Here is a 14983-nt window from a genome sequence, read left to right on the forward strand (position 1 = left end):
AAAATAGGAAAGAGGTGATATCTATGAGTTTTACAGTTCAAAATAATAATAAAAAGATATATGGAAATTATGGGGTTGATGTAAAATTAAATTGGAGTATTGTACCTCATAAAACAATGAAAACACCTAAAAGAGATAAACTACTTAAACAAATTGAGCAAGTAGCTCAAAAAAGGGCTCAGTTAAAAAGCAATGATAACTTTAACCAAGTTAACTATGAAGAAGAAAGACTACGTTCGCAATACATATCAACAGTATCACCCCCAAGAAAAACCCTGCTTAAACAAGTAAATACAGTACTTAAAAGATACAAAACAGAGAAAAAAGAACCCTTAGGATATAAAACTTTAATATCTTTTTTAACTAAAACGTCTAAATCAGATAAAAGCACTAAGCTAACTGCAACTATTGAGCCAATTATAAACACCATAAGTGGTTATGATTACAATGTGAGGTTTGAGGGAAATATAGTGTTATCTAGTATAAAAGGACAGTGGCTTTGTGTTCTAACACCTGAAGAACTAAAAAAATCACATGAGTTTAATAGAATCTTTGATAATGCTGTTGAGAAATTTAAACAAAATACTAAGGTAGCTAAAGAACTTAGTACAACTAAAAAACTATTTAGTAATGGAAATATTGATTTAAGACTATAATAATTCTTACCCCAAAAGGGGTGTAATATTAAATACCATAAGTTATTAATATTACACCTAAAATAGTAAAGCATAATAATGTGTTTATATTGATATTAAGCATCAAAAACACTAATCACCTTTTAACTATATGGCTGATTAAATCTCATATTATAAGCCTCTTTATCACTAAAAACAGATTTTATTAAAAAATCATCCAATTTAAGAGCATACATTAACTTCAAAATAGCCTTTTTTACACCTATTATTTCACCCGATTCAGCAATCTCTTTGCTAAGAGCTACATCAAAACTACCATGTTGAATAAACTTACTGCCTAAACTAGTAAGACTATTAAAAAGCCTTTGATTTTTTTTATCGGGCATAAATTGAATTCCTGCCGCATCTCCTCTTAATACAGTTCCTATATAATTTAGATTGAGTCTTAATGATAAATTTTTGAAATACCTAATTAAGTAACTTGCTTGCATTTGCTCAGGAAAGCCATACTGAATAATAAAACCAACCTTAAGCTCATTATCATTAAAAATGGGTAACCTCTCCAAAAATTTCATTACTAGTCCAGGCATGGCATGAATATAAAGTGGCATTACAAAAATAATATTAGTGTAACTCTTTAGCTTATTAAGATCATAAGTAAAACATTGATTAAGGCGTAAAATGTCATAATTAGCTTCATTAAAAGACCTAGTAAAGTAGCTAATAAATTTTTCGGTAGTAGAGTTTTTTCCTTTAGGTGAGCCATTAATCAAAAGAGTTTTCATAAGCTTTTACCTCATTTATAGATGTAATTTGTTTCACCACAATATTTTTTGACCTAAATTGAGTAAAGGTTCTTAAAATATAATTTACAAAGGTTTCTTGCTCTTCACTTAACTCAAAATCAGCAATATAGTAAAAATGAATATCAGGATATTTACTATAGCGAGGAATATGATTATAGCCATTTTCCTCTGGTCTGCTATGGGGCAGATAAAGAGGCAATAACCTATCTAAAAAGGTCTTTAGCTTTCCTGAAACAAAACCATATTTCAAATCAGCAATAATTACAACTAAATCACTACTAACATAATCTTGCAATAGGCTAGTAGAATCATTATAAATACACACTCCTGGTGTTTTTAACCAACAACTAAAACAACCACAACAATCTTTTTGTTTTAACTCATTAAGATTGTAAATCTTATGGTTATGATTAAACTTGTTCATAGTATCTAAAATATAAATAGTCTTCACTTAAACCATTCTCCTTTTGTTATTAACCATATTGTAAACAATGGAGTATAGTCTATGTGAAGACCTAAAATTCATAAATAAATTAAAATTAACATGCACAACTAGAGTTAACTCTAAGGTAAATTACTTGTTCGGGGTCAGGCTTTAAACTAGTATTTTGCCTCTCATGAAGCTGAATAAAATCAACTAATCAACTAAACAGCTAGGTATCTCTATTGATATACTAACTTTAATAAGGTATAAATTTAAACATATAATAATAAAACAATACTTTAAATAGGGTATAAAGTATTTTCTTTTAACTATGTCTCTCCGAATAACTTGTAAATTACTTATTTGGGGTCAGGCTTTAAACTCGTATTTTTCCTTTCATAAAACCGAATACTAGCAAAAACCTCATCATTAGGTTTAAAAAAATCACCAACATTATTACCCTCTTTTAAACAAGTTTCGGATTTAGGTAATTTATTACTATATCCGTTACTCTCTAAGTAATGACAAATTGCTTTATCATTAAAATTTCCTGTTAAATGGTTAGGTAGTCTGCTTAACATATCAAATTTTTTAAAGTACAAATATAAACCAACAATAATAGAACTGCGCTTTAAATAGGGCATTAGTGAGCTATAGGTATTTTCTTTTAACCTAAAACCGTTAACAAAACTACCTAAAAAGTCTATAGCTATATCTATTAATTTGTAGCTTATGGGCAAGTTATATAAATCACAGCAAATGTATATAATATTAGGGTTTTGGTATAAACTCTCAACACTATCTTTGGCCACTCTTAGTTTATTAATATCATCATCTAGTAGAATAAAGTACTTAAAAGAGCTATTATGCTTTAAAAACTGAAGAGGTAAAATACCCATACTTGCTTTTATATCAAGTATAATTTTTTGCTTTAAATCTTCTATGAGTAATGATTGCACTAATTGCTCTATACTAGAGAACATGAATTCCATAAATGAACTTGGTGAGTTATCTAACACATTACTGATTGAAGTGTTCTCTAAGGGATCTAAAATTTCTACATTTTTGGTATAGGGTATTATTATTCCATCACAGATGTTTAGCTTAAAGCCACAATCACAGAGTGATTCACCTTGTTGAATACTGTTATTCGTTATAACAGCTGTGTTTAAAATAAGTTGCTTATTACATAAAGGGCAACTAAGGTGTTCAACAAAGCTTAGGGGTAAACCCAAGCACTTATATTTTTTAGTTGTTGCTAATGGTAAGCTAGCTATTTCTTTAACTAAGTCATTTTTAACATTATTTAAACTAGCTATTTCAGATTCGAGTTGTTTTTTTTTGCTTAAATATATATTTTTTATAAAAGTATTTGTATCCAAGTACTTTATATCACTAAGCCTATCTATAAAAAATAAATTCTTTATTTCTTTTAAACTAAACTTATAGGATTTTAGCTTTAGCAGTTTGCTAATTTCCATTTGATTGTTTTCATTAAAATAATAGTAATTACCCTTTTTTAGAGGATGTAATAAATGCTCTTTTATATAATACCTAATGGTATCAACACTCATATTATTCTTTTTAGCAAAATCACTTATTCTCAAAAAAACACCCCATTGCAACTTTATATTACTTATATTTTAGTTATTATAGTATCCTTAAGCAAATGTTTAGTGTTATTTTACGGGCTTGACTACTCTTTTGAGTTTAATGTAAGTTAAATATCCTCTCTATTTATGCTAATTCGAGATAAAATTTTACCTTCTATAATATTGTTTGTATAACAATAATTACACTTAGAACTTAACTACATTATAATTTATAGTAAGTTTATGAGTAAAAATAAAGTTATTAAGCTCAAAAATTTTTAAATTATGAAAGAAAATTAACATTTTATGTGTCTAATAAACAGAGAGGAGTGTTAAGTAATGCTTTCTTTGGTACCAGAAAGAAATATTGAAACAGAGATTAATAGATTAATAACAACATATGGCAATTCTATATTGCGTATGTGTTTTATTTATCTTAAAGATATCCACTTAGCAGAAGACGCTTTGCAAGATACTTATATAAAAGTATATAAAAATTATTCAAGTTTTAAAGGTAATTCTAGCGAAAAGACTTGGATTATGCGTATAGCCATAAATGTATGTAAAAATTATTTACGTAGCTCATGGTGGAAAAGAAAAAATGAAGAGGTTAGTTTAGAGAGCATAACAGCTACCGAAAATATGGAGGAAAACGATGATTTAGTATTAGAAATTATGAAGTTATCTTACAAATACAAAGAGGTAATTTTACTTTATTATTATCAAGAACTAAAAATAAGAGAAATAGCCAAAGTTCTCAATATTCCCGAATCAACAGTTTCTATTCGACTTAAGCGAGCTAGAGAAAAACTAAAAATTAGTTTGGAGGATAATAGATATAATGAATGAAAAAAAACTTTCGTCAATTATAGATGCAAGATTAGCAAGTATAACTGTTAATAAAGACTTGATGAGTGACATAAAACATAAAAGTAAAAGTCATAACACTAAAGCTAAGCCGGCTTTAAAAGTTGCAGCAATAATATGTATATGTGTTTTAGTCTTTGTACCTGTTATGGCTAATAAAATACCAGCCTTTAATCGTTTGCTTAGTGTCGTAAGTGTTCCATTAGCTCAAATGTTAAAGCCAGTAGAGTTAGTAGCAGTTAATAATGGCATAAAAATGGAGATTATAGCTGCCTTAAGTGATGATGAAACAACAATTGCCTACTTAAATTTAACTGACTTAACTGATAAAAACAGAGTAGATAATACTACAGATTTATATAACTTTTATTTCACTGGTTACAGCTCTTTTTGCCAGGAGTTAGTGGACTATAACTATAAAACACAAACAGCTACAATTCAGCTAATAGCCAATGGTAAAGACTTAAGTAGTAAAAAAATTACTTTTGCATTAGAGTCTTTTTTGAGTGCAAAAGAGAATTTTAAGAGTGTTATCACTGAAATTAAGCTTAATGAAGTTATAGACAATGAAGTTAAAACAATAAATTTAGATGATGATAGTTGTTCAGGTGGCAGTGGTTTTTTAATAAGTGAGTTACATGAAAAGGATAGTATAAGCATCTTAAAACCTAATAACTTAACTACTGAAATTCCCAATATAGATTTTGCTAACATAAGCAACATAGGTTATATTAATGAACGTTTACATGTTCAAGTAAAATGGAATAAAAATATAGATAACCATGGCACATTTTATTTACAAGATAAAAATAACAATAAAAAATATGGAAGTAGCTTATATTTTGATATAAATGAAACAGGTAAACCTCAGTATGGTAAAAAATATCAAGAATACGTTTTTAATATTAATAAAAGTGAACTAACTAAATATCAACTAGTTGCTGACCTTGTTAAAAACAATCACTACACAGAGGGTAAGTGGCAGACTACTTTTCAAATTGAGCCTAGCAAACACACCAAAGTAATTAATAATATTAAATTGGCCAACATGAATATAAATAAATTATCTATATCTGCTATTGGTCTAAATATAACAACAGAGCAAAAGAACGCTGAAGACTTAAATATAAAAATAACAATGAATAATGGAGAAATTGTAAGTTACTCTTCAAGCGTAACAATTGAAGACAAGCTAACTAATAAAAAGTACCTGTTCAAAATGCCAATAAATATTAATAATATTAAAGAGCTTAGTATTAACAATAAAATGATTTCATTAAATTAATATTAAAGCAAATCAATTGTAAACAAGAGAACAAGCATAATAATGTTTGTTCTCTTGTTTAATTTAGCAAAGTTTTTAGCAGTGTTTTGCAAAATAAAATAGTAAGCAATAGCAAAATATGTTAAAATGTTTTTGACTTAAATAAAGATATTTCAAAAATTAATTATACATTATAAAGGTAGCATGTAATGACCATGAGAGGACAACTAATGAAAAGGATTGCAATTGCAGTATTATGTTTAATAGAGTTTATATCAATCTGTGCATTTATGCTTTATTGTACTGTTCTTTTAATACCTGGGGTAGTACTTGGAGCCCCAATTTGGGCAGTATTATGGACAATATTTGCTTTTGATGTACTTTGGTTAATTACTCTTAAGTATAACCTAAAACATAGAATAATTTTTAGTTTTATTTCGGGATTTAGTGTTTATAATTTAATAGCAAATTTATCGTTATTATCTTCTTTAGGTAACTTAACATCAAATAAAACAACAAAACTTATTGTTTATAATATCATTCAAATTATATTAATAGTTTATATAGTAATGTTTCTTAAATCTAAAGTTAAAAAGCTTAAAAAAAGAGCAAGGATATGGGGTTAATAATTAACCCTTCTTTACAATACAAATGGTAAAGGTTATAAGTCGTAAAATAGAGTATTTCTGAACTGCTCCATTTACAAAATATTAAGGATATATACATAATATGAAAAGAATAATAATCGCAGTTATATGTTTAGTAGATTTAGTTGCTTTTAATGCCTTTATGATGTTTAGCAGTATGATCTTTTTTCATGCTGTATTACTTGCTACTCCTGTTTGGGCAGTTTTATGGACTATATTTGCATTTGATGTTATTTGGTTAATTACCTTAAAGTATAATTTTAAATACAGAATAGTATTTGGCTTTATATCTGGATTTAGTGTTTATAATGTTTTGGCATTTTTAGTAGTAAAGTCATTGGGCTATTCAAACTTAAGAAATTCTGGGATTGCTTTTTTAGTAATAAACTCAGTAATCCAATTTATTTGTGTATTATTTGTAATTAAATTTGTCAAAAAAAATATAAAAATAGTCTTTAAAAAATGCATAAAAAAGTTATATCACTTAAGAACTAAATTTGTAAGATAGTTATTATTAATTTATTTTTTTGCTTTTGGCAGTAAAATCACTAACTACAAGTTTAAGTACATGAATGTTATTTACTGCTTTTATATTAAACTCAAAGTTCTTACCAGTATGTTGTTTCATTATGGCGTTTAAACCAGCAACTTTTTGCTCATAGTTGTCTACAAACTGTATAGAACCATAACCAATAACACTGGCATAAGCATAACCATATTTACAGGCTTCTGCTGCTTTTATAAGCTGATGATTACAATCCATTTCAAAGCTTACATTGCTACAGGCTTTAATTAAATCAATTTTTTTACCCTGCTTTGCACAATGAAAGTACAATGTTAGTTCATTGTTTTCATAGCTATAACCAAAGTTTAAAGGAACAATATAGGGGGCTTTTACATCATTAATTGCAATTCTACATACCTTACAATTATTTATAATATCTAAAATTTCACCAATATTATTAACCTGTCTATCTGTTCTTCTCATTATTGTCACCTCATTATTATTTTTGAAGTATTTAATTTTTAACTTCTTATATCTAATGTTATAGTACTTGTTTAAAAGTATCAAGATAATATATTAATATAGTTAACAGTTGTAAAAGTGTTTGTATTAGGTAATTTAATTATTAACTTTTAGTAGTGCAATTTTAGTAGTAAAGACATAGCTATCATAATGCCTTATGATATACTTAAACTAATAAACATATGATAAAGACTAGGGGGTTACCAAATGAAACAAGATAATTATTATGCCGAAAAACTTAACTCACAGGGTTTGTTTAAGGCTTACGAAACCAACTTACCACGAGTTAAACAGTATTTAAACGCAGAAATAGAGTTCGTGAAAAATCATCTAACAAAACAGCATTCAGTGTTAGAGTTAGGTGCAGGTTATGGTCGTATAGTAAAACAATTAGCAGATAGTTGTAAAAACATTATTGGAATTGATATTTCTTATGATAGTGTAGCTTTGGGTAACGAGAGTCTAGCAGATATAGAGAATGCTAAAATGCTCCAAATGGATGTACATAATTTAACTTTTCAGCAAAAGTTTGATGTTGTTTTGTGTTTGCAAAATGGATTATCTGCTATGAAAATAACTAGTGCACAGTCAATTAAAAACATTTTAACTTTAGTTGAAGATGGAGGATCAGTTTTTTTTAGTACCTATAGTGATAAATTTTGGAATCACAGGGTTGCTTGGTTTAAAGAGCAGGCAGATAAAGGTTTATTAGGAGAACTTGATATGCAAAAAACTAAAAATGGTGTAATAGTTTGCAAAGATGGCTTTAAAGCTACTACCCATAACCTAGTTGATTTGCAGAAAATGGGAGAAGCCACTGGTTGTAAATACGAGTTAAAAGAGGTTGATGAGTCTAGTTTGTTTTTAATTATTCATAAGTAAAACAGCAAAGTAAAAGCAAATATGATTTACAATTTGTATGGTTGAGTTAAAAATAATAAAGAACAGGCTATAGTCCTGTTTTTGAGGAGATAAAGTGAAGTTACTTAGTAAAAGACTTGGTTTAAAAAGCTTGCAGTTACAAGACATTGAGTTTCTACAAAAACTAGAACAAAACCCATTAGTACAAAAATACGAGCAAGATATTATACCAACAGCAAATAAAATAAAAATTAAATATACCAATTATCTTAATTCAGCAGAATATTTTAACAATAGAAAATATTATTTTATTGTTAAAAAAAATGATATAAACATTGGTAAAGTGACTTTAAAAACTAGTAGAGAAGCAATACTCGAATGGGAAATGGGCTGGGCTTTTGATCCAGAATATTGGGGTAATGGATATGCATCCGAAGCGGCTCTTAGACTATTGCATTTTGCAGTAAAACACAGAAATGCACGTAGAATAATTGCGAAGTGTCATGAAGGTAATAAAGGTTCAGAAAAAGTTATGCTTAAGATTGGTATGCAAAAAGAGGGGTTATTTAGAAAAACCCTATACCTAAATCATACATGGTACAATCAAATAATATATTCAATACTTAAAGAAGAAGTAAAGGACATATAAATGAAAAATTTAAATATAGCAAAAGAAGCTATAAAGTCTTACACTATAACTGCAACTAACTACCAGTTTATTGCCCAAAGTGGCAATGTAATATATAAAGTTACAGATAACAACAATAAAGAATACTGTTTAAGACTAAACATATCAAAGAATAATGCCCTTGATGAAAAGTGGACTAACAAGCAGGCTATTAATTCAGAAATGTTATGGCTAAACCATTTAAACAAACACTCCCAAGCAAATGTGCAAAAACCTTATACCAATAAAAATAATGAATTTGTGACTACTATATATAACGTAAATTGTACTCTATTAAGCTGGCTTGAGGGTGAGCATAAACCCTATGTTCAATCAAAACAAGATGCTTTATTACTGGGTGATATGATAGCAAAAATACATCAAAAATCTACTCAATTTGAAACTACTAAGAGCTTTAAAAGACCAAGTTATGATGCTAGCTATATAGAATCAGCATTGGCAAAGTTAAGTAAGGCCTATGAGTATGGTCTAAGCAAATATCATATCGAAACACTAAAAAAAGCTGGTTTAAAAATACTAAACCTCTATCAAAATATTGATAAAAGTGAAAAAATGTGGGGACTAATACATGCAGACATAGGCTACCCAAATATTATTTTTAAGGGAGATAATGTTAGTCTCATAGACTTTGGAGCATGTGGTTATGGATTTTACTTAAGAGATATTGCTTCGTTATTTGGTTATACTCCATTATCACTACGAAAGTATGTATTTGAGGCTTATAATAATATTTGCAAGCTAACAGCTAACTATGTAGAATTAACTGAAGCCTTTTTTGTTGCAGCTATATTAGAATCCTTAAATTTCTTTTTAGAGGTTGATGATACTAAAGATTGGTTAGCAAACTATATTAATAAGCTTACTCATAGAGAAATATTAAGCTTTATTAATAATGAGAGCTTTTTATATAGTGGAAAACCATTTTGGCAGTAAAGTTATTAAATTTTAAAGCCTGACCCCATTTGTTTAATAACTAATAGAGGTGCTTAAAGATGATTAAATTTATATTAAAATATTTATTTGTTTTTATTTCTGGTTCAATATTAGGCTGGTGTCTTGAGGTTGTTTATCGACGATATTTTGGCTTAGCTAAAAAATGGATAAACCCAGGGTTTTTATCTGGACCTTATTTACCGCTATATGGATCTGCTCTTTGTGTGCTGTATATTATTAGTGACATGCATATTCTTTTTTATGTTAAAGTAATTCTTTTTGCTATAGTAACAACATCATTAGAGTATTTAACTGGCTTGTTTTTTTTACGAGTTTATCATACAAGACTATGGGACTATCGTAAACTTAAATTTAATATTCAAGGTTTAATATCTCCACTCTATTCCTTGTTTTGGCTAATTTTATCACTCATTTTTTACTACCTGTTGTATCCTTATTTTTATGAGAAAATACAATTTTTATATGAAAACTTAGAGTTTTCATTATTTGTTGGTTTTGTATTAGGCATTATCTTTTTTGATTTTATTCAAGCATTTAATGTTCTTAAAAAGTTACATTATTTAGCTGATCAAGTAGATGAGTTTAGGGTAATAATAGAATATGAAAAACTTAAGCTAGAGATAAGAGAGAGATTTAAACACCGAGGTAGTTTTTTATTTCCCTTTAGTGGAGAGTTTAATCTTAAACAGTCTGTAAAAGAGCATGCCGAAAAGATTAGAATTAGGGTAAATAATTTTCACAAATAATACTGTAAAAGTTTATCAAAATGACTTATTTTAAATTTAACATTAAAATGATTTAAGTTTATAATTACTAATGTAATAATAACATGATATAATCTATAACAAGAATAAAGCTATATAAGGAGTTAATAATGGAAATAAAAAGATATGAAGGCACTGGCAGAATGAGTAGAGCTGTTGTTTATAATAATACTGTTTACTTATGTGGACAAACCTGTGGTGATGCAGATAAAGATATTAAAGAGCAAACAAAGTGTACGCTACAAAAGGTTGAAGACTTATTAATCAAATATGGCTCAGATAAAAAACACATTTTATCTGCTACTTTATATATTAAAGACATGGCAATGTTTAAAGATATGAATGAAGTTTGGGATGCCTGGGTAGAAGATGGACACGAGCCAGCTAGAGCCTGTGTAGAGGCAGCAATGGCAAGACCTGTAATTTTGTTTGAGATTTCAATAGTAGCTGCTGTAAAATAAAAGGTGTATGTAAGTGAATTACCTTTACTTTAGTGTGGGTTTGTTATGTTTATATTAGATATTTTATTTGTTCCATTAGGGCTTTTTATGGCTATATCGCCACCAAAGTTTTATGAATTTACAAAGCGTTTTAAACCAGATAATAAGTTAGAGGTGGCTGATGGTTTGTATTTAAAGCATATAAGACAAATTGGCATAGGATTTTTTATATTAGGTGTAATTTGTACCATACTAACATTTAAATATGGTTTATAGGTATTAATAGAGGCTGTTATCATTTGATAACAGCCTCTGTTTACTTATTAGTAAATCCTTGTAGCCTTTTAACTACCACTTGGTAATCATCAATTATTCCAATCTTATAATTAACATTTTGAGTTTCAATAATTACATAACCAAAGCCACTAAATTGTTTTCTTCTACTATAACTTTTGCCGTTAATGCCTTTAACATCCGAAATAAGAATCTCTAAATTGAACTTAGGTGTTACATTAACATTTAACACATTACCCTTTTTAGTGATAAGATTTTCGGGTCTTTTAATTTGTTTACTAAGTGCTATAGTTCTGGTAATAAAAAAATAAAAAGAAATGATAGTAGCTAGTACTATAAGTATATTTAGCTTGGTGGTTAAAACTATGTAAAACAAAACTAAAGAAAGAATCATAGAAAGAAAAACTATTTTTTTAAGATCTTTTTTAACTTTAGTAGATTTAGTTGCTATTACTTTCATTTTGCTCAACCTCTGTGTTTATATTATTATCCTTGCGTTATATAAGAATACTTCACCTTTGCTTAATTTGCAACACAACATGTTTGAAAAAAAATATATGTGGTAAAATAAATTAATTGAGGTGTTTTTTATGGCTTTCATTAAATATAATTTTTTACATATTTTATATCTTATCTTTCCATTATTTTATCTTGCTACTGGATTATTATTCAAGTATAAACCTCCCAAATATACAGCCAATAATTATACTAATATTGGGGTAGTAAATAAATCTTATGGTGGATATAAAACAGCAAGCTCCACAAAAAATAAAAAAAATTGGGATATAGCTCAGCAGTTATTTGCTAGTTATCTTATTAAATCTGCAATTGTAATGTTACCTATAACTATAATTAGTTTCATTCTATATAATCAAAATTTATTATCAGCTAATACCATTTTAATAGAAACTATGGCATTATTATTTATGCAAATGATAGGCTGTTTTATATATTGTGAAATTACCTTAAAAGAAAAACCAAGGAGCAGTGATTACCATTAAAATATATCGTTTATTAGGAATACTAACAATACTTTTACAAAATAACAAGGTAACTGCCCCTTACTTAGCAAATAAATTTGAGGTTTCGCGCAGAACAATTAATAGAGATATTTTAGATTTGTGTAAAGCAGGCCTGCCAATAGCAACAAGTCAAGGCTATGATGGAGGTATCTCAATAGCAGAGGGTTATAAAATAGATAAAACCATATTTACCAAACAAGATGTTCAGGATATTTTTATTGCCTTAAAGGGTTTAAACAGTGTGAGTGTAAGCTCTCAATATGAACGTCTTATAGAAAAGATACAACCAAATAGTAAAATATATTCAATTAATGAGAACATACTTATAGACCTTTCTTCTTACTATAAAGCTACCTTGGCACCTAAAATTGAGTTAATAAAAACAGCTATTGCTGAAAAAAACCTAGTATCATTTACCTATTATTACAGCAAGGGTGAAACTAAAAAGGTTATAGAACCATATCTTATAGTATTTAAGTGGTCTGCGTGGTATGTATTTGCCTATTGTACCGAAAAACAGGCTTTTAGAATGTTCAAGTTAAATCGTTTATGGCATTTAAAAAAACTAAATATAAGCTTTAGTGAAAGACAGATAAATAAACAAGATACTAATTTTAATAAATATTTTACCAAAGAAATTAAACTGGTAGCTAAGTTTAACTCTGCTGTTAAGTATCGCTTAGTTGAAGAATATGGAATTAATTGCTTTACTATAACACCAGATAACTGCTTACTATTTGAGCGGTACTTTACCAGTAAAAGTAGTTTAATAACTTGGTTATTGGGTTTTGGTAGTAATGTTGAGGTATTACAGCCCCTAGAAATAAGGGAGCAAATACTAGCAGAGGCTAAAAAAATATTAAAGCAATATGAGTAACATGACATACTGTTTACTTGTTCTGTTTATTAAAATAAGAAAAAAAGGAGAACTATTATGAAAATATCAGTTAATATCCACTTTAATGGACAGTGTAAACAAGCCCTAAAGTTATATGAAAAAGCTTTTAATAGCAAAGTAGCTACTCTGTTGTATTTTAAAGATGCTCATAAAAGTGACTTTGATACAAGTACTTTAACTAATGCGCAAAAAAACTATGTATACCATTCCGAAATGTATATAGGTGATTATAGATTTATGTTTTCTGATGAGTTACAGCCCATAAAAGTAAATCAAAACATTTCAATTATAGTAATATTTAATAGCGATGAAGAAGTAAAAACTGCTTTTGAAATATTAAAAGAAAATGCAGCAATATTGCAACCTATTAGGTCAACAACTTATAGTAGCTGTTTAACCTCCTTAATAGATCAGTTTGGTGTAAGATGGGAGTTAATGACAGAGTTATAGTTTTAATAAATTAATACAGTAGTAAAAAATTAATATTATTATTTAAGAGGTCGGTTTACATAATGTTAAACTGATCTTTTTTAATTCTTCTCAAATGTAAGATATCAGTGTATAATACAGTATGGTATTGATGGTAAAATTAGTAATAAATAGTGAAGAGGAGAACAAATATGAACAATAAGGATTTAACCTTTATTGCAGTAAGATTTATTAGCTTATACTTATTAGTAAAAGCATTTATAATATTATCTAATATTATAAGTATCCAATTAACAGCAAGTAAATATTTACAAGGAGTGGTAGACAATCCACTCACTAACACCTATCTAATTAACTTTATTGCTATAGTAGGTTTAGCAATAGTTTTATGGAAGTATGCTGATAAAATTAGTAATTTAGCTATTGGCAACAATATAACCACAGTTGAAAATGGTATTATAACTGCCCAACAATTACACGTAATTGTTATTTCTACAGCAGGTTTACTTTTATTTGTTAACGCTATACCAGAATTGATTAAAGTCATTTCCCAAATGTCATTAACGATAAGAAAATTAGGTTTATTTAATCCACTTGTTATTAAACAGGCTATATTAGTAATAATTAAAACATTAATAGAGTTAGCTTTGGCTTTAGTTTTATTCTGTAAAGCTGATAGGATTGTAGTATTTTTGTACAGAAAAAATAAGCAATTAATTTAAAAAAATACTTGAGATTATAATTAAAGTAAAAAATAGGAGGGAGAACCTCTCCACTACAACAATCAGTAAAAATAAATCAGTTTACTATATAAAATAAGAAAATCTAATAAGCAAATAAATAAAATCACAATGGAAGTAGGGGAGAGGTACTCCCTCCAAATATGGAGATAAACATACAGCAGTAGTAAAACTTACAAAATATGGCTTAGCTGTAGATAAAATAATAAAAGAATTGCCTGAAAAATATTCTAACATATCTATTCATAATTATGTAATTATGCCTAATCATCTACACCTAATAATTCAGCAAAAAAATGGCAGGGAAAGCCCCTGTCCTACTACTAACATTACAAATATTATGGGATATTTTAAATATCAAACTACCAAGCTTATTAATGAAGGAAATAATAACATAATTAAAATATGGCAAAGAAGTTTTTATGACCATATTATAAGAAATGAAAAAGATTTTTTAAGAATAGTAAGTTACATAAAAACAAACCCCCTTAAATGGCAACTAGATAAATACTATAAATAAAAATAAAAATAGGAGGGAGAACCCCTCCACTACAACAACATCCAATTAATCAAATAAATTAAGCATAATGGTAGTAAGGGAGGGGTTATCCCAATGTCATTAAGTTAAGAA

At 27.9% G+C, this 14983-nt stretch carries 21 protein-coding genes; 16 read left to right on the top strand and 5 right to left on the bottom strand.

All coding sequences use genetic code 11. From position 1 onward, the window contains the following. Positions 1–23 precede the first annotated feature (23 nt). Positions 24–656 carry a hypothetical protein gene (locus IMX26_RS15640; protein ID WP_195159289.1) on the top strand — a complete coding sequence of 211 codons (633 nt, stop codon included), beginning with the start codon at positions 24–26 and terminating at the stop codon, positions 654–656. Positions 657–778: 122 nt separating this feature from the next. Here the strand turns inward: IMX26_RS15640 and IMX26_RS15645 are convergent, their stop codons facing one another. From IMX26_RS15645 to IMX26_RS15655, 3 genes are all read right to left on the bottom strand, one after another. After that, positions 779–1420, bottom strand: a complete 642-nt coding sequence (locus IMX26_RS15645) for an NAD(P)H-dependent oxidoreductase (protein WP_195159290.1) — start codon at positions 1418–1420, stop codon at positions 779–781. Beyond that, the gene (locus tag IMX26_RS15650; RefSeq protein ID WP_195159291.1) at positions 1401–1892 is read right to left on the bottom strand and encodes a flavodoxin family protein; all 492 of its coding nucleotides are present in this window, start codon (positions 1890–1892) and stop codon (positions 1401–1403) included. Before IMX26_RS15650 ends, IMX26_RS15645 begins: the two co-directional genes overlap by 20 nt. 332 nt (positions 1893–2224) lie before the next feature. After that, positions 2225–3472 (bottom strand): MerR family transcriptional regulator, encoded by a 1248-nt coding sequence (locus IMX26_RS15655; RefSeq protein WP_195159292.1) that lies wholly within the window; start codon positions 3470–3472, stop codon positions 2225–2227. A gap of 324 nt (positions 3473–3796) precedes the next feature. On the opposite strand from IMX26_RS15655, the gene IMX26_RS15660 reads away from it, so the two are divergent. From IMX26_RS15660 to IMX26_RS15675, 4 genes are all read left to right on the top strand, one after another. Continuing rightward, positions 3797–4306, top strand: coding sequence for a sigma-70 family RNA polymerase sigma factor (locus IMX26_RS15660; protein WP_195159293.1), 510 nt, complete (start codon positions 3797–3799; stop codon positions 4304–4306). Beyond that, the gene (locus tag IMX26_RS15665; RefSeq protein WP_195159294.1) at positions 4299–5609 is read left to right on the top strand and encodes a hypothetical protein; all 1311 of its coding nucleotides are present in this window, start codon (positions 4299–4301) and stop codon (positions 5607–5609) included. The genes IMX26_RS15660 and IMX26_RS15665 overlap by 8 nt, the downstream gene beginning before the upstream one ends. A 209-nt stretch (positions 5610–5818) precedes the next feature. Next, positions 5819–6214 (top strand): hypothetical protein, encoded by a 396-nt coding sequence (locus IMX26_RS15670; protein WP_195159295.1) that lies wholly within the window; start codon positions 5819–5821, stop codon positions 6212–6214. A gap of 103 nt (positions 6215–6317) precedes the next feature. Continuing rightward, a complete protein-coding gene (locus IMX26_RS15675) occupies positions 6318–6743 on the top strand; it encodes a hypothetical protein (RefSeq protein ID WP_195159296.1) in 426 nt (141 codons plus the stop codon). Between the two features lie 6 nt (positions 6744–6749). Here the strand turns inward: IMX26_RS15675 and IMX26_RS15680 are convergent, their stop codons facing one another. After that, positions 6750–7223 carry a pyridoxamine 5'-phosphate oxidase family protein gene (locus IMX26_RS15680; RefSeq protein ID WP_195159297.1) on the bottom strand — a complete coding sequence of 158 codons (474 nt, stop codon included), beginning with the start codon at positions 7221–7223 and terminating at the stop codon, positions 6750–6752. Between the two features lie 246 nt (positions 7224–7469). Between IMX26_RS15680 and IMX26_RS15685 the strand changes: the two genes are divergently transcribed. The 6 genes from IMX26_RS15685 (at position 7470) to IMX26_RS15710 (ending at position 11245) form a co-directional block, all read left to right on the top strand. Further along, entirely contained in the window at positions 7470–8144 is a 675-nt protein-coding gene (locus IMX26_RS15685; protein ID WP_195159298.1) for a class I SAM-dependent methyltransferase, read from the top strand. Between the two features lie 94 nt (positions 8145–8238). Next, the gene (locus IMX26_RS15690; RefSeq protein WP_195159299.1) at positions 8239–8772 is read left to right on the top strand and encodes a GNAT family N-acetyltransferase; all 534 of its coding nucleotides are present in this window, start codon (positions 8239–8241) and stop codon (positions 8770–8772) included. Beyond that, the gene (locus IMX26_RS15695) at positions 8773–9744 is read left to right on the top strand and encodes a phosphotransferase (protein WP_195159300.1); all 972 of its coding nucleotides are present in this window, start codon (positions 8773–8775) and stop codon (positions 9742–9744) included. A 59-nt stretch (positions 9745–9803) separates the two neighbouring features. Then, positions 9804–10511, top strand: a complete 708-nt coding sequence (locus tag IMX26_RS15700; RefSeq protein WP_195159301.1) for a putative ABC transporter permease — start codon at positions 9804–9806, stop codon at positions 10509–10511. Positions 10512–10639: 128 nt separating this feature from the next. After that, a complete protein-coding gene (locus IMX26_RS15705; protein ID WP_195159302.1) occupies positions 10640–10990 on the top strand; it encodes a RidA family protein in 351 nt (116 codons plus the stop codon). Positions 10991–11035: 45 nt separating this feature from the next. Beyond that, positions 11036–11245 (top strand): hypothetical protein, encoded by a 210-nt coding sequence (locus tag IMX26_RS15710; RefSeq protein ID WP_195159303.1) that lies wholly within the window; start codon positions 11036–11038, stop codon positions 11243–11245. 40 nt (positions 11246–11285) lie between these two features. Here IMX26_RS15710 and IMX26_RS15715 read toward each other — a convergent pair whose 3' ends face one another. Continuing rightward, positions 11286–11723 (bottom strand): hypothetical protein, encoded by a 438-nt coding sequence (locus tag IMX26_RS15715; protein ID WP_195159304.1) that lies wholly within the window; start codon positions 11721–11723, stop codon positions 11286–11288. 130 nt (positions 11724–11853) lie between these two features. Between IMX26_RS15715 and IMX26_RS15720 the strand changes: the two genes are divergently transcribed. From IMX26_RS15720 to IMX26_RS15740, 5 genes are all read left to right on the top strand, one after another. After that, on the top strand, positions 11854–12264 hold the full coding sequence (locus IMX26_RS15720; RefSeq protein WP_195159305.1) for an SdpI family protein: 411 nt from the start codon (positions 11854–11856) through the stop codon (positions 12262–12264). Continuing rightward, positions 12251–13162: a YafY family protein gene (locus IMX26_RS15725; protein WP_347707872.1), complete on the top strand. Its 912-nt coding sequence runs from the start codon at positions 12251–12253 to the stop codon at positions 13160–13162. The genes IMX26_RS15720 and IMX26_RS15725 overlap by 14 nt, the downstream gene beginning before the upstream one ends. 57 nt (positions 13163–13219) lie before the next feature. Further along, positions 13220–13633: a VOC family protein gene (locus tag IMX26_RS15730; protein WP_195159306.1), complete on the top strand. Its 414-nt coding sequence runs from the start codon at positions 13220–13222 to the stop codon at positions 13631–13633. A 170-nt stretch (positions 13634–13803) separates the two neighbouring features. Next, positions 13804–14334: a hypothetical protein gene (locus tag IMX26_RS15735; RefSeq protein WP_195159307.1), complete on the top strand. Its 531-nt coding sequence runs from the start codon at positions 13804–13806 to the stop codon at positions 14332–14334. 220 nt (positions 14335–14554) lie between these two features. Next, a complete protein-coding gene (locus tag IMX26_RS15740) occupies positions 14555–14872 on the top strand; it encodes a transposase (protein WP_347707913.1) in 318 nt (105 codons plus the stop codon). Positions 14873–14983 lie beyond the last annotated feature (111 nt).

The sequence above is a fragment of the Clostridium sp. 'deep sea' genome (genome assembly GCF_014931565.1).
Lineage (GTDB): Bacteria > Bacillota > UBA994 > PWPR01 > PWPR01.